Source organism: Saccharibacillus alkalitolerans, from assembly GCF_011090185.1.
Classification (GTDB): domain Bacteria; phylum Bacillota; class Bacilli; order Paenibacillales; family Paenibacillaceae; genus Saccharibacillus; species Saccharibacillus alkalitolerans.
In genome coordinates, this window is the sequence record NZ_JAAFGS010000004.1 from 666284 (window position 1) to 688985 (window position 22702).

23 protein-coding genes and 1 tRNA gene are annotated in these 22702 nt (G+C 55.7%); all 24 read right to left on the minus strand.

Annotation, left to right across the window (positions count from 1 at the left end; all coding sequences use genetic code 11):
* The 24 genes from rplI to mnmG all read right to left on the minus strand — a co-directional run bounded on the left by rplI (position 1) and on the right by mnmG (position 22366).
* Positions 1 to 444: a 50S ribosomal protein L9 gene (gene rplI, locus GYN08_RS14790; RefSeq protein WP_166275495.1), complete on the minus strand. Its 444-nt coding sequence runs from the start codon at positions 442 to 444 to the stop codon at positions 1 to 3.
* On the minus strand, positions 441 to 2432 hold the full coding sequence (locus tag GYN08_RS14795) for a DHH family phosphoesterase (RefSeq protein ID WP_166275497.1): 1992 nt from the start codon (positions 2430 to 2432) through the stop codon (positions 441 to 443). The genes rplI and GYN08_RS14795 overlap by 4 nt, the downstream gene beginning before the upstream one ends.
* A 12-nt stretch (positions 2433 to 2444) precedes the next feature.
* Positions 2445 to 3371, minus strand: coding sequence for a DUF2232 domain-containing protein (locus tag GYN08_RS14800; protein WP_166275499.1), 927 nt, complete (start codon positions 3369 to 3371; stop codon positions 2445 to 2447).
* 84 nt (positions 3372 to 3455) lie between these two features.
* Complete coding sequence (locus GYN08_RS14805) at positions 3456 to 3887, minus strand: CBS domain-containing protein (RefSeq protein ID WP_166275501.1); 432 nt, start codon at positions 3885 to 3887, stop codon at positions 3456 to 3458.
* Positions 3888 to 4058: 171 nt separating this feature from the next.
* Positions 4059 to 5000, minus strand: a complete 942-nt coding sequence (locus tag GYN08_RS14810) for a D-alanyl-D-alanine carboxypeptidase family protein (protein WP_166275503.1) — start codon at positions 4998 to 5000, stop codon at positions 4059 to 4061.
* Positions 5001 to 5170: 170 nt separating this feature from the next.
* Entirely contained in the window at positions 5171 to 6181 is a 1011-nt protein-coding gene (locus GYN08_RS14815; RefSeq protein WP_166275505.1) for an ABC transporter ATP-binding protein, read from the minus strand.
* The gene (locus GYN08_RS14820; RefSeq protein ID WP_166275507.1) at positions 6178 to 7164 is read right to left on the minus strand and encodes an ABC transporter ATP-binding protein; all 987 of its coding nucleotides are present in this window, start codon (positions 7162 to 7164) and stop codon (positions 6178 to 6180) included. The genes GYN08_RS14815 and GYN08_RS14820 overlap by 4 nt, the downstream gene beginning before the upstream one ends.
* 43 nt (positions 7165 to 7207) lie before the next feature.
* Positions 7208 to 8107 carry an oligopeptide ABC transporter permease gene (gene opp4C, locus GYN08_RS14825; RefSeq protein WP_166275653.1) on the minus strand — a complete coding sequence of 300 codons (900 nt, stop codon included), beginning with the start codon at positions 8105 to 8107 and terminating at the stop codon, positions 7208 to 7210.
* A gap of 43 nt (positions 8108 to 8150) precedes the next feature.
* Entirely contained in the window at positions 8151 to 9113 is a 963-nt protein-coding gene (locus tag GYN08_RS14830; protein WP_166275509.1) for an ABC transporter permease, read from the minus strand.
* Between the two features lie 88 nt (positions 9114 to 9201).
* On the minus strand, positions 9202 to 10974 hold the full coding sequence (locus GYN08_RS14835) for an ABC transporter substrate-binding protein (protein ID WP_166275511.1): 1773 nt from the start codon (positions 10972 to 10974) through the stop codon (positions 9202 to 9204).
* Between the two features lie 687 nt (positions 10975 to 11661).
* Positions 11662 to 11937 carry a 30S ribosomal protein S18 gene (gene rpsR / locus GYN08_RS14840; RefSeq protein ID WP_018976953.1) on the minus strand — a complete coding sequence of 92 codons (276 nt, stop codon included), beginning with the start codon at positions 11935 to 11937 and terminating at the stop codon, positions 11662 to 11664.
* Between the two features lie 21 nt (positions 11938 to 11958).
* Positions 11959 to 12510, minus strand: a complete 552-nt coding sequence (ssb, locus tag GYN08_RS14845; protein WP_166275513.1) for a single-stranded DNA-binding protein — start codon at positions 12508 to 12510, stop codon at positions 11959 to 11961.
* 33 nt (positions 12511 to 12543) lie between these two features.
* On the minus strand, positions 12544 to 12834 hold the full coding sequence (gene rpsF, locus GYN08_RS14850; protein WP_166275515.1) for a 30S ribosomal protein S6: 291 nt from the start codon (positions 12832 to 12834) through the stop codon (positions 12544 to 12546).
* A gap of 167 nt (positions 12835 to 13001) precedes the next feature.
* Positions 13002 to 13092, minus strand: a tRNA-Ser gene (locus GYN08_RS14855).
* A 166-nt stretch (positions 13093 to 13258) separates the two neighbouring features.
* A complete protein-coding gene (locus tag GYN08_RS14860) occupies positions 13259 to 13471 on the minus strand; it encodes a DUF951 domain-containing protein (protein ID WP_166275517.1) in 213 nt (70 codons plus the stop codon).
* Positions 13472 to 13490: 19 nt separating this feature from the next.
* Positions 13491 to 14558, minus strand: coding sequence for a mechanosensitive ion channel family protein (locus GYN08_RS14865; RefSeq protein ID WP_166275519.1), 1068 nt, complete (start codon positions 14556 to 14558; stop codon positions 13491 to 13493).
* A gap of 90 nt (positions 14559 to 14648) precedes the next feature.
* A complete protein-coding gene (locus GYN08_RS14870) occupies positions 14649 to 14894 on the minus strand; it encodes a DUF3343 domain-containing protein (RefSeq protein WP_166275521.1) in 246 nt (81 codons plus the stop codon).
* Entirely contained in the window at positions 14891 to 15397 is a 507-nt protein-coding gene (locus GYN08_RS14875; protein WP_166275523.1) for a DUF4446 family protein, read from the minus strand. The genes GYN08_RS14870 and GYN08_RS14875 overlap by 4 nt, the downstream gene beginning before the upstream one ends.
* Positions 15398 to 15602: 205 nt before the next feature.
* Positions 15603 to 16772, minus strand: coding sequence for an aminotransferase class V-fold PLP-dependent enzyme (locus GYN08_RS14880; protein ID WP_166275525.1), 1170 nt, complete (start codon positions 16770 to 16772; stop codon positions 15603 to 15605).
* Between the two features lie 98 nt (positions 16773 to 16870).
* A complete protein-coding gene (locus tag GYN08_RS14885; RefSeq protein WP_166275655.1) occupies positions 16871 to 17713 on the minus strand; it encodes a ParB/RepB/Spo0J family partition protein in 843 nt (280 codons plus the stop codon).
* A 4-nt stretch (positions 17714 to 17717) separates the two neighbouring features.
* Positions 17718 to 18479, minus strand: coding sequence for a ParA family protein (locus GYN08_RS14890; RefSeq protein WP_166275527.1), 762 nt, complete (start codon positions 18477 to 18479; stop codon positions 17718 to 17720).
* 34 nt (positions 18480 to 18513) lie between these two features.
* The gene (gene noc / locus GYN08_RS14895; protein ID WP_166275529.1) at positions 18514 to 19332 is read right to left on the minus strand and encodes a nucleoid occlusion protein; all 819 of its coding nucleotides are present in this window, start codon (positions 19330 to 19332) and stop codon (positions 18514 to 18516) included.
* Positions 19333 to 19754: 422 nt separating this feature from the next.
* Complete coding sequence (gene rsmG, locus GYN08_RS14900) at positions 19755 to 20477, minus strand: 16S rRNA (guanine(527)-N(7))-methyltransferase RsmG (RefSeq protein WP_166275531.1); 723 nt, start codon at positions 20475 to 20477, stop codon at positions 19755 to 19757.
* Positions 20478 to 20479: 2 nt separating this feature from the next.
* Positions 20480 to 22366 carry a tRNA uridine-5-carboxymethylaminomethyl(34) synthesis enzyme MnmG gene (gene mnmG / locus GYN08_RS14905; protein ID WP_166275533.1) on the minus strand — a complete coding sequence of 629 codons (1887 nt, stop codon included), beginning with the start codon at positions 22364 to 22366 and terminating at the stop codon, positions 20480 to 20482.
* Positions 22367 to 22702: the final 336 nt, after the last annotated feature.

The following is a 22702-nucleotide window of genomic DNA, read 5'->3' on the forward strand; positions in this document are numbered from 1 at the left end:
TTATTCCTCCGTTACCTGAACCTTGAGCGTCGACTTGACGTCCTTATGCAGCTTGACCGGCACCTGGGTAACGCCCAGCGTACGGATCGGCTCTTCCAGCTCGATCTTGCGCTTGTCGATCTTGTAGCCCTGCTTGGCCAGCGCTTCGGCGATCTGCTTGCTCGTGATGGCGCCGAACAGACGGCCGCCTTCGCCGGATTTGGCTTTGATCTGCACCGTCACTTCTTCCAGCTTTTTGCCCAGTTCGACCGCTTCCTGCTTCTCGTCTTCTTTGCGTTTTTCTTCCGCGGCATGCTGGTTCTCCAGCGTCTTCACGTTGCCCTGCGTAGCCGGTTTCGCCACGCCGTTTTTGAACAGGAAGTTCTGCGCGTAACCTTCCGATACTTCCTTGATGTCTCCCTTTTTGCCCTGTCCTTTAACGTCTTTCAGAAAAATAACTTTCATTCGAATAGCCCCTCTTCCTTTTCGATATCTTCAAGCACGGCGAGCAGCTTCCGTTCCGCTTCCTGCGGAGAAATGTCGAGCTGCACCGCCGCATTGGTTAAATGCCCGCCGCCGCCCAGCCGTTCCATCACGACCTGGACGTTGATCTTGCCGAACGAGCGGGCGCTGATGGCGGTCAGTCCGTCGGGACGGCTGCCGATGACGAACGACGCGTTCACGTCCGTCATGTTGAGCAGCGTATCGGCGGCCTGCGCGATCAGCAGCTGCGGAAACTGGCGGCCTTCTTCGCCTACGGCGATCGCCACCCCGCCCATCACGACGCGGGCATTCTTGATAATTTCCGCTTTCGAGATGTACTCTCCCAAATCCTCTTTCAGCATACGCTGAACGAGAATCGTGTCCGCGCCGCTGCGGCGAAGGAATCCCGCCGCCTCGAACGTGCGCGAACCGGTATGCAGCGAAAAATGCTTCGTATCCACCGTAATCCCCGCGAGCAGCGCCGTCGCCTCGAGCGGCGTGAGCGTCATGTTGTCGTGAATATACTGCAGCAGTTCCGTCACCAATTCGCTCGTGGACGAAGCGTAAGGTTCGAGATAGACGATTACCGCATCGTTGATAAACTCTTCGCTGCGGCGATGATGGTCGATCACGACGACCTGCTTCGCCCGCTGCACGAGCTTCGGCTCGATCGTCAGCGAATGCTTATGCGTATCGACCACGATGAGCAGCGTACGCTCGGTCATGAGCGACAGTGCTTCTTCCGACGTCATGAAGCAGTCCGCCAGGCTTACATCGGCACGAATGCGTTCCATCATCTTCGCGATGGACGGATTATCGCCGTTCAGCACGATGTGGGCTTCGACTTCGAGCCGGTCCGCGGCCTTGAGCATGCCGACCGCCGCTCCGATGACGTCCATATCGGGATTTTGGTGTCCCATAATCAGCACCCTATCGCTGCGCTTCATCAGGTCCCGGAGCGCATGCGCGATGACGCGGGCCCGGACGCGGGTTCGCTTCTCGACGGCATTGGAACGTCCGCCGTAAAACGACAGCCGCTGCCCTACCTTGACGGCAGCCTGATCGCCGCCGCGGCCCAGCGCCATATCAAGACTCGACTGCGCCAGCGCGCCCAGTTCGCTGATCTTCTCGCTGCCGCTGGCCAGACCGATGCTCAGCGTCATCGGCACTTTCAGGTCGCTCGTCGCTTCCCTGACTTCGTCAAGAATGACGAAGCGGCTGTTCTCGAGCTTTTCCAGCGACGCTTGATTAAGCAGCATCATGTACCGCTCGCTGGACAGACGCCGCAGGTAAACTTCGTACTGCCTCGCCCAGCCGTTGATAAGGCTGGTCGCGCGGGCAATCGTCAGCGCTCGCTGCTGGTCGTCCATCCCCTGAAACGCTTCGTCCAGGTTGTCGAACAAGACGATGCCCAGCGCCAGGCTTTCCTTTTCGTACCTTTCCCGCAGTTCGGCCATCTCGGTCATCTTTTGGATATAGATCAGCCGCTCCTCGGGATAAATATGAACGTCGTAGGTCTCCGCGCCGACTTCGATTTCCGCCCGGACCGTGCTCAGCGGTTCCTTCGATCCGTCCTTCTTGTCCCGGGTCAGCGGAGGCAGTCCCGGCAGCAGTTCGGAAAGCGGCATGCCGACGGCGGTGTCGATTCCAAGCAGCTGCCCCACCTGCCGATTATGCCACTCCACGGTGCGTTCGGCATCGTAGAGCAGGAGGCCGAACGGCAGCCGGCCCGTAATCTCGCCCTCGATGCCGCCCACCCGGTAGGAAAGCGTGGACGTATACTCGGCAAGGTCGCGCCTGAACCGGATCTCCGCCCGCAGCATGAGGAATATGACGATGAAGACCAGACACAGCGAGATCAGGCCGATCGGCCAGTTATACGCCGTAACGAACGCCGTGAGCGCAAGCAGCAGCAGAAACGCCCAAATGGTCCGGTAACCGTACCAGCGTTTCAACAAAAAATTTGGCATGGTTTCCTCACCCTATCGTCTAGGTCTCGTAATGAACTCGCGCAGCGGGAAAGCCAGGTCGATGATGCCGATGATCCGCATCGGCGGGAAGACGACCGTGACGATCGCCATCAAAATGCAAATCGCCCGATGCCATTTTTTGACGTGTCCGATGAAAAACCAGAAGCCGATCGCCTGCACGATAAAACAGTACTGCAGCAGCGGAAGCAGATTGACCGCCGCCGCCTTCCAGAAACCGTCCCCCTGATTGAAGGTGACCATATCGATGATCAGCACGACGAAATAATAGAAGATCAGCGCGCGGGGAAGCTTCCATTCATGGGCGGGACGAAGCTTCGGCGCCGCAACCCCCATAGAGGTCAGCGTCGGACGCACAATGGAATGAGTGACGACCGCCAGCACGAACGACCCCACCGTCATACCCAGCGGAATCATCATTACGGTCTGATTGGCCAGGGAAAAAATAAAATCCGGACTCCACTGCTGGCTCAACATCGGATTCATTTCCGCCACCGCCAAAAGCGGATCGAACGTATCGTGAACGAAATCGCTCACGTAATTGGACAGATTGAAGTCCAGAAGCAATCTCGCTCCCGCAAGCAGCACCAGAAGCATGCCGAGAAGCGTTCCCGTTCCGTACATAATCGTCTGCAGCGCGGGGGCGCGTTTCTTGTACAGATGCCCCATCACGATACCCGGCACCAGGAAATAGGCTGCCAGAATAAGCGTGTACGGCGCAAGCGTTCCGGATATGACGGCAAGAATCGCCAATACGGGCAGAACATGCAGCCAAAAAACGTTTACGCGCAAAGAGGCGTAAAGCACGGCTACCGGAACGATCATCACCAGCAGCGTGATCGCGGACAGCGGCGTTAGCAGCGAAAGCAGGACCAGCAGATAAAGGAACGCCCACATCGCTGAAGACAAACGCAATTTCAAGTAGATTCACCTCTTGTGCGAATACGAAAGTTTAAGATTCATTATAGCATATTCGGAACGAGCGCCGATACCGAGCGACGGGCGTCACGTATTGCTTGCCGTTCCGTTTTGCCGGGTGACGAAGCCCGCGCAGTATTCGATAATTTGGCTGCGGCGCACAATGCCGATAAATCGGCCTCGGTCGTCGACGACCGGAACGAAGTTCTGCGTTTTCGATAAGTTGATCAGGTCCGCCATATCCGATTCGATCGATACCGGCCTGTTGTTCATGCGCAGCGGGACTTCTTTGAGCGTAAACCGTGAAGCGTTCTCAAAAGTGATCCGGCCTTCCGAATTCTTCATATGCCAGAGGATGTCGCCTTCGGTGACGGTGCCTGCATATTGGCCTTCCTTATCGATGATCGGAATAGCGGTGTAACGATGATGTTCCATGCGTTCGATCACCTGACGGAGCGTGGCGTCCAGCGTAACAAAGGCGACTTCATGCTTGGGCAGCAGGAAAAAAGCAATATTCATAACGGATTTCTCCTTCTCTGTTGGTGAACTCGGCGGCGGCAAGGATGGCCGGCCCGCTTTTTCTATTATAACGTAAACGGGGTGCGGAAAGTAAAAATCAGCGGCCGAAGAATCGACCGCTGACATAAGTGTGCCTATTTGGCTCGATAAAAGCCCTATGTACCGATGCGCTTAGACCAGCTTCAGCCAGGAAGTGGCCTTCTCGGCGAAAGAGCCGGAGCGCGCGTAGCCGTAGTCGAGCAGGCGTCCCGCCGCCTGGAAACTTTTGTCCCGGCTCTCGGCGCCCATAATAACGACAATCAAACGCTGGCCGTCGCGCTGCGCCGTGCCTGCCAGCGAATACCCGTCTTTCTCCGATCCGTAAGCTTTCAAGCCGTCCATTCCCCGGTAAGCGTAAGGACCGGCAAACTCCGGCAGCATCGCGTTGCTGTTCGTCAGATAAAGGCCTCGCGAGCTGATCTCCGTCTGCGTGACCGACGACATCCGCAAAATCTCCGGATGCGCCTTGATCAGCGCCCGGCACAGCATTGCGGTATCCCTTGCGGTTATCCGGCTTGCGCCGCTCTCTTCCGAGACGCCGGCTTCATCCTGCGGTACGGCAGGCTTGAACGAAGTGGAAGCGGAGAGTCCGATCCGTCGCGCCCTCTCGTTCATCATCCAGGCAAAAGAAGCTTCGGAACCTCCCGCGTAATAAGCGAGCGCCTTCTCCGCTTCGCCCGAGGAAGAGACGGTCATGCCCATAAACAGCTCGTTAAGCGGAATCCGATCTTCGGCCCGCAGCGGCATGCTGTCGCCGCCCCGTCCCGGGCTCGGCTGCGAGGCCTGGATCACGCCGCTCTTCCCGCTGCCGATCCGGATCGAATCTTCCCAGTCTACCCGGCCGCCGCGTATCGCATCGAGTACCAGCCATTCCGTCATCAGCTGAGTCATGCCGGAAGCGGGAAGTACCCGATCCCCTTCCGCCTGCCATAAAATCTCGCCCGTTTGCGCATCGATCAGAACGGCCGCGGCCGCTTCGACTTTCGGTCGCCCGGCCAGCAGCTGCTGGGGAATCAACAGCAGCAGCACCGCCAGCAGAATCAATATTCCTTTTTTCCATATGCTCCCGTTCATGATTCGATCCGCCCCCCTTTTGTACTCTTATAGACGTGCGAAAAAGGGATTTGGTCTGCAAAAAGCGAAAAAAAATCATTTTTTTAAGGAAAAAAGAAAAAAAGCCGGGCTTCGAACGATGCGTTCGAAACCTGGCCGAAGAAAAAAGCGATTCTTGCATCCGAAACGTCTTAAGCGAAGTGGCACGCCACGAAGTGATCGTTGCCCATGTTGCGGTACTCGGGCACCTGCTGCTTGCAAATGTCGGACGCCATCGGACAGCGGGTATGGAACTTGCAGCCGGACGGCGGGTTCGCCGGGCTCGGAATGTCGCCCTGCAGCACGATCCGCTCGCGCTTCAGCGTCGGATCCGGCACCGGAATCGCGGACATCAGCGCTTTCGTATAAGGGTGCAGCGGATTGCTGAACAGCTCTTCCGTCGGTGCCATTTCCATCATCGTACCGAGATACATGACGCCTACCCGGTTGCACAAATGCTCGACAACGCTGAGATCGTGGGAGATAAACAGGTACGTGAGCTGCTTCTCCCGCTGCAGATCGCTCATCAGGTTGATAATCTGCGCCTGGATCGAGACGTCGAGCGCCGATACCGGCTCGTCGGCCACGATGAATTCCGGGTTCATGATCAGCGCGCGGGCGATCCCGATCCGCTGACGCTGTCCCCCGGAAAATTCGTGCGGGAAGCGATCGTAATGATACTCGGCCAATCCGCAAATCTTCATCGTTTCGATCACGCGCTGCTTCACGTCCTTGCGGCTGACGAGGCCGTGATCGACCAGCGCCTCGCCGATCGCTTCACCGACCTTGATGCGCGGGTTCAGCGAGCTGAACGGGTCCTGGAACACGATTTGCATCTTGGTGCGCATCTTGCGCAGTTCGCTTTTGGACAGCTCGTGAAGGTCTTGGCCTTCGAACGTAACGGTCCCTTCGGTCTTGTCGTTCAACCGCAGCAACGTTCGCCCGATCGTGCTTTTGCCGCAGCCCGATTCGCCGACCAGTCCGAACGACTCGCCTTTATTGATGGTAAACGAAACGCCGTCCACCGCTTTGACGTCGCCGACTTTGCGCTGGAATACCCCGCCGGTGATCGGGAAGTACTTTTTCAGATTATCGACTTGGATGAGGGGCTCTCCGCCTGCGCCGTTTTGTTGTTTGTCCAGTTGGACTACCGATTCGCTCATTGCGCTTGCCCCTCCTCTTCGTACAGCCAGCAGGCCGTCTTATGTCCGTCCGCATGCGTGCGCAGAGGCGGCGTCTTGGCTTTGCAGATTTCCATGCAGAACTCGCAGCGATCGTGGAAATGGCAGTTGTCTCCCAGATCGACCGGATTCGGAACCTGGCCGGGAATGGAGTACAGCCGCTCCTGACGCTGATTGATAACCGGTTTTGCCTTCAGCAGGCCCTGCGTGTAAGGATGCTGGGGATTGCGGAACAGTTCCAGCACCGGCGCTTCTTCGATCACTTTGCCGGCATACATGACGACGACGAAGTCGGCCATTTCCGCCACGACCCCGAGGTCGTGGGTAATCATCATGATGGCGGTATTCATTTTGCTCTTGATATCGCGCATCAGGTCGAGAATTTGAGCCTGGATTGTCACGTCGAGCGCCGTCGTCGGTTCGTCGGCGATCAGCAGCTTCGGATTGCAGCTCAGCGCGATGGCGATCATGATCCGCTGGCGCATGCCTCCGCTCAGCTCGTGCGGATAGGAATCGAAAATTTTCTCCGGACGCGGAATGCCGACCAGGGTAATAAGTTCGATCGCACGCGCTTTTGCCTCTTTCTGGCTCATGCCCAGATGATACAGCAGCGGCTCGGTAATTTGCTTGCCGATCGTGAATACCGGGTTCAGGGAAGACATCGGCTCCTGAAAGATCATCGCGATCTCGTTGCCGCGCAGTCGGCTCATTTCCTTTTTGTTCAGCTTCAACAGATCTTTGCCTTCAAATATGATCTCGCCGCCGACGATCTTGCCCGGAGGAGATTCGATCAGCTGCATCAGCGACATCGCCGTTACGCTCTTCCCGCAGCCGGACTCGCCGACCACGCACAGCGTTTCGCCTTCACGAATGGAAAAGCTGACGTCGTTAACCGCCTTGACCGTACCGGCAGACGTTTTAAAGTGGGTCTCGAGGTTTCGGAATTCGACCAATTCTTTTGCCATTTCGTCTCTCCTACTTCTTCATGATTTAGGGCCTTATACCGACTTATCTGTTCTTCATTTTCGGATCGAGCGCGTCGCGCAGACCGTCGCCGATCAGGTTGATCGCCGTTACGGTAATCAGGATGCACAGGCCCGGCGGAATCCAGAGCCAAGGCCGCTTGCGGAAATCGATCAGATTGTTTGCGGCCGTGATCATGTTGCCCCACGACGGAGTCGGGGGTACGACGCCCAGACCCAGGAAGCTCAGTGTCGATTCCGTAATGATCGCTCCGGCTACGCCAAGCGTCGCGGAAACGATAATGATCGGGATGGTATTCGGCATCAGATGACGGAAAATCTTACGGTTATCGCGCAGGCCGAGCGCTTCGGTCGCCTGCATGAATTCCTGTTCGCGCAGCGTCAGAATCTGGCTTCGCACGAGACGCGCCAGCGACACCCATCCGAGGAGGCCGATAATCAGCATGAGGAAATAAATGCGTTTACCCGGCTCGACTTTCAAGTCGGACAGGATGGCGCCCAGCGTGATCAGGATCGGCAGGGTAGGCAGCGCCAGGAAGATATCGGCAATCCGCATGATGATCGTATCCGCGTATTTCCGGTAAAATCCGGCCACGGCACCCAGCGTAGCCCCGATGGCAACCGAGATGGCCGTCGCCACAAGTCCTACCGTCAGCGAGATGCGGCCGGCAAGCATAACGCGCAGCAAAATATCGCGGCCGAGCTTATCGGTTCCGAGCCAGTAATCGGCATTCGGTGCCTGGTTCTTATTGGAGACATCCGTTTCGTTAATCGTGTAAGGCGAAAAAAGAGGCCCGAACACACAGATCAAGGACATGATAACCAGAATGACCAGACCGATGACGGCCAGTCGATTGCGGGCGAAACGTCGAATCGCGATCTTCCACGGAGATTCGGCTTTAACAATTTTCAGCTGCTCCTGCAGCTGCTCGGTTCGGTTTACCGGCTGATCCACTCTCAATCTCCTCCTACTTAAGACGAATTCTCGGGTCTGCAACCCCGTACAGGATATCGGAAATCAGGTTCCCGAGAAGCGTCAGTACCGCCAGGAACATCGTAAATCCGAGCATCAGCGGATAATCCCGCATGTTGATCGAAGCCAGATAGATTTGACCGATACCCGGCCAAGCGAAGACGCGTTCGAGAATCATCGCGCCGCCGAACAAGCCCGGCAGCTCGAAACCGAGCAGCGTGATAGCCGGAAGCAGCGCATTGCGGAAAGCATGCTTGAAAATGACCGTACGCTCCTGAAGGCCCTTGGCTCGGGCGGTGCGGATATAATCCTGCCGGATTACCTCCAGCATGCCGGTCCGGAAGTAACGGGTAAGGCCGCCGACGGTCAATGTAGTCATGACGACTACCGGAAGGAACATATGCTCGACGACGTCTTTGATATAAGCGAAGCCGCCGGCGTTTAATCCGGCCGTGGTCATCCCGCCGGTCGGAAACAATTTCAAATCGAGGGCAATATATTTGATGGCGAGCAGCCCGATAAAGAACGAAGGCAGCGACATCAGCAGGAAGACGAGCAGAGTCACGACTTTATCGAAAAAGGAATATTGAAACTGTGCGGAAAAAACGCCCACGAACGCGGCGATCGTCCAGCTCAAAATCATGGTGACGAATGCGATGATAAAGGAGTTCCATACGTAAGTATTGATAACTTCGGTAACCGGCATTTTATGTTGGAACGAATCGCCCAGGTTGCCGGTCAACATATTTTTCACCCAAATGAAGTACTGCTGAACGGGAGGTTTGTCGAGCCCATAGATGGCCCGCAGCTGGTCCGCTCTCTCGGCAGTCATGTTCGGATTCTGCGATGCGGTGATGTAGTCTCCCGGAACCATCTGAGAAATGGCAAAAACGATGATCGAAATGCCGATCAAAGTCGGGATCATCTGCAGCAGCCGCCGGATGATATACTGACTCATTTACACGTCTCCTCCTGGATATAAATCGATATGCCCAGCTCTCTCGAGCTGAGCATATCGGATGACCAATTCTTATTCGATGCGGCGATTATTGAGCGGCTTGCACTTGGCTCAAGCTGTGCTGGTATTCCTTGTAAGGCGAAATATCCCAGCCGTCGAGTCTGCCGTTGATCGCCAGCATGTTCGTTCTTTGGTACATCAGGATTTCAGGAGCGTCGGCGTTGATTTGTTGGTAAGCTTCGGCGTAAATTTCTTTACGCTTGTCCAGATCCAGCTCTTTCTTGCCTTTCGCGTACAGCTCGTCCACTTTAGGGTTCGAGTAGCCGGAGTTGTTCTGAGCGCCGTCCGTGATGTAGACGGTCGTGTCCGGATCCGGAGTCAGGCCCCATGCGGCGAAGAACATGTCATAATCGCCTCTGTCCTTTTTCTCCATGATCGCGTTGAAGTCGAGCGTTTCGGTCACGAGCTTGATGCCCAATTCCTGATAGTTTTCCGTCATGATCGGGATCAGCGCGTCGACGACCGGGTTGTCGGCCGTAGCCGAGAAGTTGATTTCGAACTTCTTGCCGTCTTTTTCGCGGATGCCGTCGGAGCCTACTGTCCAGCCGGCTTCGTCCAGCAGCTTCTTCGCTTCATCCGGATTGTAGTCGTAAGTATTGATCTTGTCGGCCGTGTAAGCCCACGATACGTCGGACTGCGGAATATTGATGACTTCGGCGTAAGGACCGTAAGCCGCTTCGACCACTTCGGCGCGGTTCAGGCCGTAAGTGAGCGCCTGACGAACTTTTACGTCGCTGAACAGAGGATTTTTGTTGTTCATCGCCACGTAACCGTAACCGTTGTTTTTCAGAACGTTTACGTCCAGGAAGCCCATGCTTTTCAGCTCTTCCACGTTATCTTCGTTAACGGTAACGTTGTCGAGGTCCGTTTCGCCGGACTGCAGCATTGCCATGTTGGTTGTGTCTGTCGTAACTTTGAAAATCACGTTCGGGATTTTGGCCACTCCGCCGTAGTAGTGTTCGTTGGCGACCAGGTCGACTTCTTGGCCGGCCGAGTAGCTTTTCAGCTTGTAAGGACCCGAGCCTACCGGCTTCGCGTTCAGCTGCTTGACGCTTGTCAGGTCGCCCTGCTTGTAGCCTTTGCCGTAATAAGCTTCCGGCAGCGGAGCGACGGCGCCCAGGTTGACCTGCGTCATCGCGTCGTAATCGCTCACTGTGATTTCGACCGTTTTGTCGTCGACGACTTTAATGCCGGAAATATCTTTAGCCGTGCCTTTGTTGTATTCGTTAGCGCCCACGACGTTCCAGCTCAGCGGATCGGACTGGCCGTCGTAGCTTGCGTCCATGTACAGTTTCATGGTGAACAGGTAATCGTTGGCCGTAACCGGCGTACCGTCGCTGAATTTCGCGTCGTCGCGGATATGGAACGTATACGTTTTGTTATCGTCGGAAATGTCGATCTTGTCGGCCATGTCGTTTTCGTACGTGCCGTCGGCCTTAACTTTGATCAGCGAAGAAAAGAGGTTGTCGTCGATCGCGAAATCGTATGCCGTTTGGTGGAACAGCGGGTTGAACACGCCTTGAGGAGCTACCGTACCGATGATCATCGAATCGGTGCGATTTACCGCGCCTGGAGGGTTCATGGTCATATCCGTCGCTTCCGTCAGCCCGATCGCGCTTTCCGAATCGGCTCCTTCGGCAGGAGTTTCGCCTGCGGCGTCCTCGCCGGATTCAGCAGGAGTCGTTACTGCGCTGTCTGTACCGTTATCGGCAGGAGCGGCTTCTTCGCCACCACCGCAAGCGGCCAGAATTGAACCGAATGCCATCAGCGTCACGAGCATTAAAGACAATCTCTTTTTCATGTAGATCCCCCTAATCAAGTTATTGAGCTAAAAAGCTATAAAAATAATCGGAAATGAAAAAGCGTTCTGATTATTTTAAACAAACTCTGACGGCGGCCGACAAGAGGACTGCAAATGCTTCTCTCTCTTTTTGAAAAGCATAAATGCATAAAGCATCTGCGGACCTTTACATTTAACCTTTGGTCGATTCGATGCCGCACTGCTGCTTACTTTAGCGCGTCGGCTTAATGAACCAGCGGTAAATTTAATGTCAATAATACGTGTAAATTATATTCACGTCAATACCTTTTTTTGAGAAAAAACACCTTTTCATGATTCGTTTCGCTCAAAAACGTGTATTTTATATCTCTTTTATGTATAAAAAAACAGAAATATCAACCTTAATAAAACTATTTTGTAAAAGTCGCGTAAAGGCAGTGTCCGCCGTGTGAGGATACATGACAAATAGACGCGCCGGATTAAGAGAGATTAAAGGGAGGAAGTTAGGCGTAAAATAGGGAGTTTTTTCATTCTAGCATATTCGCTGCGGAAGAAGAGTCTTTTTTGTTACCTTGGAGGCTTTTTATTTTCCTTATATTATAAGAACGTTTTCATATTTGTACAGCTTTTTTTTATCGCTTTATCCGATTTTTCCGGAAACGCAAAAAAGACGACCGGCAGCAGCCGATCGTCTCTGGGTTCGTTCTCTTATTCCGTTGTGTAAGGCAGCAGGGCTACCTGACGCGAACGTTTGATGGCAACGGTCAGCATGCGCTGGTACTTCGCGCTTGTGCCCGTTACGCGACGAGGCAGGATTTTACCGCGCTCGCTGATAAATTTACGGAGCAGGTCCGTATCTTTATAGTCGATGAAAGTGATTTTATTTACCGTGAAATAGCACACTTTACGACGCTTGTTGCGACCACGACGGCCGCCGCTCGGACGTCTTTCGCCGTCTCCGGCATCACGTTGTCTAAAGCTCATTCGATTCATTCCTTTCTATAATTAGAATGGCAGGTCGTCATCCGAAATATCGATCGGTCTTCCGTCATCGGAAAAAGGATCCTGATTATTGCTGCCGCCTCCGCGAGGAGATTGGCCACCGCCGCGATTTCCGCCGCCACCGCCACCATAAGATGGTTCGGGACGATTTCCGCCGCCGCTGTTGCCTCCGCCGTTATTGCCGCCTCCGTAAGAAGACGACTCGTCGCGGCCCGATCCGCCGCCGCCATCGCGGTTCGGCGATTCCAGGAAACGGACGTTATCGGCAATAACTTCGGTCACGTATACACGCTTGCCTTCGTTATTGTCGTAGTTCCGTACTTGAATACGGCCTTCCACCGCCGTCAAGCGTCCCTTACGCAAGTAGTTCGCGCAGGTCTCCGCCAGCTGGCGCCAGGTAACTACCGGAATGAAGTCCGCTTCGCGTTCCCCACCCTGGCTCGTAAACGGACGGTCGACTGCAATCGTAAACTGGGTTACGGCCACGCCCGCAGGCGTATACCGCAGCTCAGGGTCACGTGTCAGCCGGCCGATCAGAATGACTCGGTTCAACATCTCGATCCCCTCCTTTGCCGATAAGTTCGACGATTACTTCGTTGGTACTGCGGTAATCAGGTAGCGGATGACATCATCGGAAATTTTCATGACGCGCTCGAGTTCTGTAACGACAGCCGGTTCAGCTGTGAAGTTAGTCAGAACGTAGAATCCGTCACGGAATTTCTTGATCTCATACGCGAGGCGGCGTTTACCCATTGCATCGTGCTTGGTAATTTCGCCGTTACCGTCAGTGATGATGCCCGAGAATCTATTGATAGCAGCGTCTACCGCTTCTTGTTCAACGTCTGGACGAATGATGTACATCACTTCATAGTTGCGCATATGTTTCACCTCCTTTTGGACTAAGGCCCCTACTCAAGATAGGAGCAAGGAACGGGCTATAAGCCCGGACCGTATTATTATATCAGACTTTGCTCTCGGCATCAATAATTTTTTCCAGCCGTACAAAACAAAAAAACGACCCTCGGTCGTTTGTCTGAGTAACAATATGGCGGAGAGGGTGGGATTCGAACCCACGCACGCTTTGACACGCCTAACTGATTTCGAGTCAGCCCCCTTGGGCCTCTTGGGTACCTCTCCACAAACAAGTTTCACAACAAGATTTATTATATAGCAGGCTCAAGAAAATATCAAGCGCTTTATTGGAAATTCGCAAAAATATTTATCGAGGCAAAAAGCGGCTGGGGCCGCCGGAAAACGGCCGCTCTGCGGCGGCACAAGCTTTCCGGACAAACCTCAGCTGCGTTTAATCCTGCTGTTGTTCCGCTGCCGCGGACTTCAGCACTTTTTTCATATTCTTTTCGAACTTCGCTCTTGGGATCAAAACGCTGTGCTGGCATCCGACGCATTTGATCCGGATATCCATACCCATGCGAATGACCTCCATCTCGTTGCTGCCGCACGGATGCGGTTTTTTCATCTGGACAATGTCCCCCAGACCGAATACTTTTCGTTCCAAACGGACCACCCCTTTTTCCTCACTGCGCCGAATGCGGCTTGTCCTCCGTATTCGGCGTCTTCTCCGCATCGGTCTTCTCGGATTCCGGCTTGCCCGGCCCCTCGGGCTTTCCTTCCGACTTCGGCTCCGCAGACTGCTCGGATTCGCGCGAGTTTGCTTCTTCTTTCGCCTGCGCTTTTCGTTCCGCTTCTTCGGCCAGCGCCTGCTTCAAGGCATCGTCCCGCTCCAGCGCGCGTTTGATCTCGCCCCGGATGAGGCTCTCGACTTCCGCCTGCGCATTCGGCGAACAGCTGACCGCGATACGCAGCGTATATTCGCCGGTCGTGATGGCCTGTACGCCCAGAATTTCCGGAACGGTGAGCACTTTTTCGCTGTTGTCGCGAACTTTTACCAGCGCGCCGCCGATCAGGTGCATCGCTTCGTCGAGCGGCCGGGCCGCAGCCATCGGAATGTCGATGACGGCTTTGGCGTCCGCCAGGGAGAAGTTGGTCACGTTGGTGATCGTGCCGTTCGGAATCGCATAGACTTCTCCGTTCCAGTTGCGCAGTCGGGTGGTACGCAGTCCGATGACTTCGACCGTCCCTTTATAGGTGGCGATCTGCACGACGTCGCCTACGGCGAACTGATCTTCGAACACGATGAAAAAGCCCGTAATGACGTCTTTAACCAAACTTTGAGCCCCGAAGCCGATCGCGAGCCCGACGACTCCGGCGCTGGCGATCAGCGGAGCGAGATTGTAGCCGAGCTCCGAAATGATCAGCAGCAGCATCACGAAGTTCAGCACGATGCTTACCATGTTTTTCAGCAGCCGGCCGACCGTGACGAACCGTCTCGGCTTGACGCGGAACTTATTCTCGCCGCTTTCTTTGGTCTGACGCAGCAGCGCCCGATCGATAATCTTGTAGACGATCCGGATGGCGATCTGCGCCAATACGATGATCAACGCGATGCGCAGCGCCGTATCGGCCAGCGCGATCCATGTCGCGGCATCCGTCAACTTGTTCCAGATGCCCGCAAGAAAAGATACGGTTTCTTTGGCTGTCTCGCCGGGCTCTCCCGTCTTTTCATTCAAAATTCCGTAAACCATCCCAGCTCTCCTCTCCTGCGCCGCGCCCGGGTCGGCTTTCCTGACGGAAGCTCACTAGGGCCGGGCGCGGGAAATTCGTTTCGAGTCGGTTCAAACCGTTTGATCGTAAGCCGATCCGTTTTTCCGGAAGACGCCCCGGATCTCGATGCTTTCCTCGCCGACGATCGTCATAACCCGCTCAAGCGAATCTTCGCCGAAAGCGACGCAGAGCGCGCAGCCGGCCGTGATTTCCGCAGGCGTAGGAACCAGTTCGAATTCGACCGCGGCGTCTTCGAGCAGCATTTCCGTCCGGAGAGCCTGCTGGGACGAGTCGAACGCCATGACCAGTTCGTTCATCCCCGGCCCTCCCGGCGTGCCTGCTCGATCGCTTCTTTCTCCTCCGGCGACAGCGCGTACTTCGAATCGCCCTGCTCTACCGGCTTCGCGTAGACGTAAGAGCTGTCCCGGTTATGCAGGCCGCTCATCACGATTCCGTTATCCATGTCGTCGAGCAGCGCCAGCGAAAAACTCAAATCGCTCCCCTGATCGGAAAATGCATTATAGCGCTTGATCCCGAGTTTCGATTTGGCCATTCGCTGGCGCTGCTCGATCATCATCATGGTACGCCGCTGCTTCTCCTGCTCGTCTTCCACGGAATCGGTCTGCATCTTCAGGTTCAGCAGCAGCGATTCCAGGTCTTCGACTCCCGCACCCGCCATCATGCGTTCATATCGTTTGCGCAGACGGCCCAGCTTCACGGACTGCGTCAAAACGATAATGAGAAGGAGGAACACCAACACCGCCAAAACGGCGACAACCGCAAATAACTGTTCGGAAATCAATTCATTCAATTCTGCCATGCTTCGACTCTTTCCCTTCTGTTGCGGATCTGCGGCGCAGGCCGTATCTTCCGACCTCCGGGGCCTGCTGGAACGGCACATTCCCCCGGAAAAGGCTTCCGTACTCCGTAAGCCCTAGGCTTTGAAGACACATCCTGAACGCCCAAGCTGTATGTGTATCCGATTGGCGGGTGCATCTCCGATATTTACCCGGTTTGCCTCCCCGCTACACGGAGCGCGCGATTTCCCGCATCGCTTCCGTCAAAGCTTCCGTCTCCGCCCTTGTCGTATCGTAACCGACGCTGCTCCGGACGGCTCCGCCGGCCGTCGTGCCGGCCGTACGATGCGCAAGCGGCGTGCAGTGATAACCGGCTCGCACGGCGATTCCGTAATGGCGATCCAAACGAAAAGCGATCTCGGCCGCATCCATGCCGTCCAGCGTGAACGAAACGATCCCTGTTCGAGGTTCCCCCAACTTCGGGCCGAGCAGGTTGAGTCCGTCCACCGAGGACAGCTGTTCCATGAGCAGCTGCGTCAGCTCCCATTCTCTGCGTCCGATAACGGCGGCTCCTTCTTCCAGCACATGCCGTACGCCGGCACCAAGCCCGGCAATGCCGACCGTATTCGGAGTGCCGGCTTCGTATCGGTCGGGACGCACGGAAGGCTGTTCGGCTTCTTCGGACTGGCTGCCTGTTCCGCCGTGCATCAGCGGCGTCAAATCGATCGCCGGCCGAATATACAATCCGCCCGTGCCCTGCGGACCGAGAAGTCCCTTGTGTCCCGGAAAAGCCAGCAGGTCGATGCCGAGACGTTCGACGTCGATTTCCATCGTGCCCGCGCTCTGCGCGGCATCGACCAGCAGATAGGCTCCATGGCTGCGCGCGATCTGGGCGATGTCCGCCACAGGAAGAATGCTGCCCAGCAGATTCGAACTGTGGTTGCAAACGATCAGCCGGGTATTCGCCCTGCACAGCGATGACAGTTCGGCCGTATCGATCGTCCCCGATTCGTCCGCTTGTACATAATCGACCTGTACGCCGTGCCGGCGCCGCATATACTCAAGCGGCCGACGCACCGAATTGTGTTCGATCATGGTCGCGACGACGTGGTCGCCGGGCAGCAGCAGTCCCTTGATCGCCTGATTGAGAGCCGCGGTCGTATTGGGCATAAAAGCGATGTCGTTCGGATTGGACACGCCGAACAAACGACCGAGCGACATGCGCGTACGCATCAGCACCCGACCCGCCGATACAGCCATGCGATGAGCGCCTCGGCCGGGATTGGCGGCTTCTTCCTGCATGGAACGAGTCATCGCTTCCAATACCGCTTCCGGCTTCGGCCAGGAAGTCGCCGCGTGATCCAGATAGATCACCGCTTTGTCATCCGGTCGGTTCATATCCGCCCCTCCCTTCTGTCCTTCGGACACGGATTCGGAATACCATTATAATGAGGGAAAACTTTCGCAAGAGCTCTGCAAATGCCTGAAAGACAAGCTTATTGCAGCAAATCGAGCAGCCGCTGCAAATCTTGTTGATTGTAATAATTCAATTCGATTTTTCCCTTTTCTTTGCTGCCCGGCTTGATCTTGACCGTCGTTTTGAAGTGCTCGCGCAGCGACTCTTCCACGTGTTCGATGTAAGGGTCGCGTTTTCCGGCTTTAGGCTTGGCTTTATTCCGTCCCTTGGTTCCCGCCTGCTGGACGGCTTCCTCGAGTTCCCGAACGCTCCATGCTTCGCGGATCGCCTTCTCCGCCAGCTCCAGCTGCAGCTCGGGATTCTTCAGACCCACGATCGCCTTGGCATGACCCATCGATAGCGTTCCACGTGAAACATGATCTTTCACCTCTTCGGGCAGCGTCAGCAAGCGCAAAAAGTTGGCGATATGGGAGCGCGATTTTCCGACTTTGAGGGACAGCTCTTCCTGAGTCATTTTGAACTCGTCCATCAACGATTGATAGGCGACCGCGATCTCCATCGCGTTAAGATTTTCCCGCTGCACATTTTCGATCAAAGCGATTTCCATTACCTGCTGATCGGTAAATTCGCGGATGACGGCCGGTATTTCCGTCTTGCCGGCGAGAGCCGAAGCACGGCTCCGTCGCTCGCCGGCAATAATTTCGTAGCCTTTCAGTACGCTTCGAACGATGATCGGCTGAATGACGCCGTGTTGGCGAATCGAATCCGCCAGCTCCCGCAATCCATCTTCGTCAAATGAGTGCCGGGGCTGATACGGATTGGCACGAAGCTGATTGAGCGGAATCTCGACCACCTTGTCGTTTTCTCCTACCGACAGAGAAGGAATGAGCGCATCCAACCCTTTGCCGAGCCCCTTGCCCATTTTTTTATTCATCGATGATCACTTCCTTTGCCAGCTCCATATAAACTTCCGCTCCCTTGGATCGGGGATCGTACGTCATAATCGTCTGGCCGTGCGAAGGCGCTTCGCTTAAACGCACGTTTCGCGGAATAATGGTGCCGTACACTTTATCCTGAAAGTACTTCTTCACTTCTTCGATCACTTGAATACCGAGATTCGTCCGCGCGTCCAACATCGTTAGCAGAACGCCTTCGATCTGGAGCTCCGTATTCAAGTGCTTTTGAACAAGGCGTACCGTATTAAGAAGTTGGCTCAGCCCTTCCAGCGCGTAATATTCGCACTGAATCGGGATAATCACCGAGTCGGCGGCCGTCAGCGAGTTGATGGTCAGAATGCCCAGGGAAGGCGGGCAATCGATGAGGATATAATCGTAGTCTTTCTTGACCAGGTGAATATTTTTCTTAAGCCGAAGTTCCCGGGAAACGACCGGCACCAGCTCGATCTCCGCTCCGGCCAATTGAATGGTGGCGGGGATAACGTCCAGTCCTTCGATATGCGTCGGCACGATCGCTTCCTTCGGGTGGACTTCATTAATGAGAATGTCGTAAATGCAGTGCTCCACATCGGCTTTATTGATGCCGACGCCGCTCGTCGTGTTGCCCTGCGGATCGATGTCGATCAGCAGTACGCGCTTGCCGAGCTTGGCCAGACCGGCGCTCAGGTTAACGGATGTCGTCGTCTTTCCGACGCCGCCTTTCTGGTTGGCGATTGCAATGATTTTGGACAATCGGATTCACCTCGGTTGGCATAGGTTGGGCCTGTCAGGACTTCTTTGGAATCCGAATCACGATTTCGTAGTGATCCCCCTGGTCGGCTTCCGTCGTTTGGATATCCATTCCCGATCCCGACACCATATCGATGGAGTGACGGATCGTGTTCAATGCCAGCCGGACGTCTTTCGTGTACGAAACGCGCTTCGACTTTTTCACCTGCACCGCTTCCTTGTAAAAGGCGACTCTCGCTTCCGTCTGCTTCACGTTCAGCTCTTTGTCGATGATCTCTTTCATCACCTTAAGTTGAAGTTCTTCGCCGTTCAGCGAGAGCAGTGCCCTTGCATGGCGTTCGGTGATCTTCCGCTCCATCAGCCCCCGCTTCACTTCCTCGGGAAGCTGAAGCAGGCGCAGTTTGTTGGCGATTGTCGACTGGCTTTTGCCAAGCCGCTGAGCCAGGCTTTCCTGGGTCAGCTGATGCAGCTCAAGCAGTTTTGCGTAAGCCGCCGCCTCTTCGATCGCCGTCAGCCCTTCGCGCTGCAGATTTTCGATCAGGGCGATCGAAGCCGCCTGAGAATCGTTAAACTCGCGCACGATGGCAGGCACCGCTGTCATGCCCAGTTTGCGTACGGCGCGCCAACGGCGCTCGCCGGCGATGATCTCGTACTTTCCGCCGCGCACGCGGACCACGATCGGCTGAATGACGCCGTGCGTCCGGATCGTCTGGCACAATTCCTCGATTTTTTCTTCATCGAAGATCGTTCTCGGCTGATAGGGGCTGCCGACCACTTCGTCGACCGGAATCTGTTTGACTTCGTCGCCGGTCGAGCGTTCCGTCAGCCCGAATAATTTCGAAAATTGCTCTTTCATTCCGAACATGACCACCTATTCCGGGAAGGAGGCAAGGCAGCGCCGTCCTTCTCGAGAAATTTCAACTCCCGGCTTTGCCCGGCGTGCCGACTCGGCAAACTCCCGCCGCCGCTGCATTCCCCCCGCGTTTTCGGCGTCTGTTCTTTTTTGCCTGCGACCATCGCCTGCCAAGCCTGTTCTTGCAGCCCTATGCAGCGTGTCTCTGTTTTCGTGTAAGCTCATTCGTCCGTGCCCGTAAACCCAAAAAAAGTCTGCGGGCAGACAATTTCAGTTTATCACTTTTCCCCCGCGAATCCTATCCTGAAATCGGCTCCCCGGCCTTCACTCCCTTATCCAGAGCAGCAAAAAAGCGCCGCCCTTGGGCGGCGCTTTTTTCGTCCGGTATCGGTGCGCTCCCCCCTGTTCCACGTGAAACAGAAAGATTAAATCAGCGGCTTTTTCAGAGGTAGTCCGGGATTGCGCGGATACTTGTACGGCGTGATGGCCGTCTTGGCGACACGAACAACATGACGGTCGGAGTCGTCGAACGGCAGCCGGAACGCCTCGACTCCGACAATCTCGCCGCGCAGTTCGCGCAGACTCTTCTGGGATTCCGCGATCTCCTCGGCAGGATCCGTCCCCTTCATGGCCGCGAAGACGCCTTCCGGCTTGACGAAAGGCAGGCAGAATTCGTTCAGCACGGCGAGACGCGCCACGGCACGCGCCGTCACCAGGTCGAACGAATCGCGATATCCGCGCTTGTGTCCCCATTCTTCGGCGCGGCCATGCAGGAACTCGGCGCCTTCGAGCCCCAAACCTTCGGCCACGGCTTTAAGGAAATTAATCCGCTTGTTCAGCGAATCGATGATGCACAGCCGAAGATGCGGGAAAGCGATCTTCAGCGGCACCCCGGGAAAACCGGCGCCCGATCCGATGTCCGCGAGATTGCCCACCTTTTTCATATCCACGTAAAAGGCCAGCGTCAGCGAATCGTAAAAGTGCTTTTCGTACACCTGCTCCCGCTCGGTAATGCCGGTCAGGTTCATCTTCTCGTTCCATTCGACCAGCAGCTTGTAGTAGGTCTCGAACTGTTCGAGCTGGCGCCCGTCCAATTCGATGCCGTGCTTCTTCAGCCGGTCCGTGAAACGCCGTTGGATATCGTCCATGCTTACCCCCGTGCCGCCGCTACCCGGTTAACCTGTTCCAGGTAAACGAGCAGAATCGAAATATCGGCGGGCGTTACGCCGGAAATACGCGAAGCTTGTCCGATCGACAGCGGCCGAATGGAGGCGAGCTTCTGCTTCGCTTCCATCGCCAGACCGCGCACTTCGTCGTACGCCAGATCTTCCGGAAGCTTCTTTTGTTCCATTTTCTTCAGCCTTTCCACGTGCGCCAGCTGCTTCTCGATGTACCCGGCATATTTCACCTGGATCTCGACTTGTTCCTTCATTTCTTCGTCCAACTCGATATCCGTCGGAATGATATCTTCGATGTCGGCGTACGTGACTTCGGGACGGCGCAGCACGGTAAGCAGGTCCGATCCGTTGTTAATGGTCGCCGACTCGACGCGCTCCAGCATCGGATTCACCTGGTCCGGGTGCACCTTGGCTTTGCGCAGGCGCTCGATTTCCGCCTCGACTTTGGCTTTCTTGTCGAGGAATGCCGCGTAGCGCTCTTCGGAGATCAGCCCGATTTCGTGACCGATCGGCGTCAGACGCAGATCCGCGTTATCGTGACGGAGCAGCAGCCGGTATTCGGCGCGGGAAGTCAGCAGCCGGTAAGGCTCGTTGGTGCCCTTGGTGACAAGGTCGTCGATCAGCACGCCGATATAGCCCTGCGAACGGTCCAGTACGACGCCTTCCTTGCCCTGCGCTTTGCGCGCGGCGTTGATGCCGGCCATAATGCCTTGACCCGCGGCTTCTTCGTAGCCCGACGTTCCGTTGATCTGTCCGGCGGTGAACAGCCCCGGCAGGTTTTTCGTCTCCAGCGTCGGCCACAGCTGCGTCGGCACCATCGCGTCGTATTCGATCGCGTAGCCGTTGCGCATGATTTCGACTTTTTCCATGCCCGCGATCGTGCGCAGCATGCGCAGCTGCACGTCTTCCGGCAGGCTGGTCGACAGACCCTGCACGTAATATTCGGACGTATTTTTGCCTTCAGGCTCGAGGAAAATCTGATGCTTCGATTTGTCGCTGAAGCGCACAACCTTGTCCTCGATGGACGGACAGTAGCGCGGGCCGGTTCCTTCGATCAGACCGGAGAACATCGGCGCGCGGTGCAGGTTGTCGTTGATAATCTGATGCGTTTCCGGCGACGTATACGTCAGCCAGCACGGCAGCTGTTCGTTGGTCGAACCTTTCGTTTCATAGGAGAAAAACTTCGGCTTGTCGTCGCCGGGCTGAATTTCGGTTTTGGAAAAATCGATCGTATCCTTATGCACCCGCGGCGGCGTACCTGTCTTGAAACGAACAAGGTTAAAGCCCAGCTCGCGCAGATGTTCGGACAAACGAACGGACGGCTGCTGGTTGTTCGGACCGCTTTCGTACATCAGTTCGCCCATGATGATCTTGCCGCGCAGGTAGGTTCCGGTCGTCAGCACGACCGACTTGGCCATATAGCGCGTTCCCGTTTTGGTGACGACGCCGACGCACTTGCCGTCTTCGACGATCAGCTCTTCCACCATGCCCTGACGCATGGTCAGATTCGGTTCTTTCTCCATCGTTTCCTTCATCGTATGCTGATAGGAGAACTTGTCCGCCTGCGCGCGCAGCGCATGGACGGCCGGTCCTTTACCGGTGTTCAGCATGCGCATCTGGATAAACGTCTTATCGATGTTGCGTCCCATTTCGCCGCCGAGCGCATCGATTTCGCGCACGACGTGACCTTTTGCCGGTCCGCCGATCGACGGGTTGCACGGCATGAACGCGACCATGTCGAGGTTGATCGTCACCATCAGCGTCTTGCAGCCCATACGGGCCGCGGCGAGCGCCGATTCGACGCCGGCATGTCCGGCGCCGACGACGATAACGTCGAATTCTCCGCCTGTATATGTCATGTGGTTTCCCTCCTTGGGGTGGCTCGCATAAGAGGCTCCGGGCGCAAAAGGTTCCTTCAATCGCTTTCTGCCTTTGGAATGCCGGATTGGACTCTTGTAAGGAAGCATTCCGAAGACAGGCGCGAACGCTTCGCTTTTCCGGAATCCTTTTGCCCCTTCGCTCATTTGCTTCGCTTGGTGTGTAAAAGAAAAAGGATGCCGCGTTTCACGGGGAACGCAGCTTAACGACGTAAATATCGGGATTCGAAAAAATCCCTTCATCTATATAGGGCGAATATGAAGCTGAAAATGCTCGATTCGCTTTTCATTCCGCCAAACATTTCGCTGCCGGCAGGA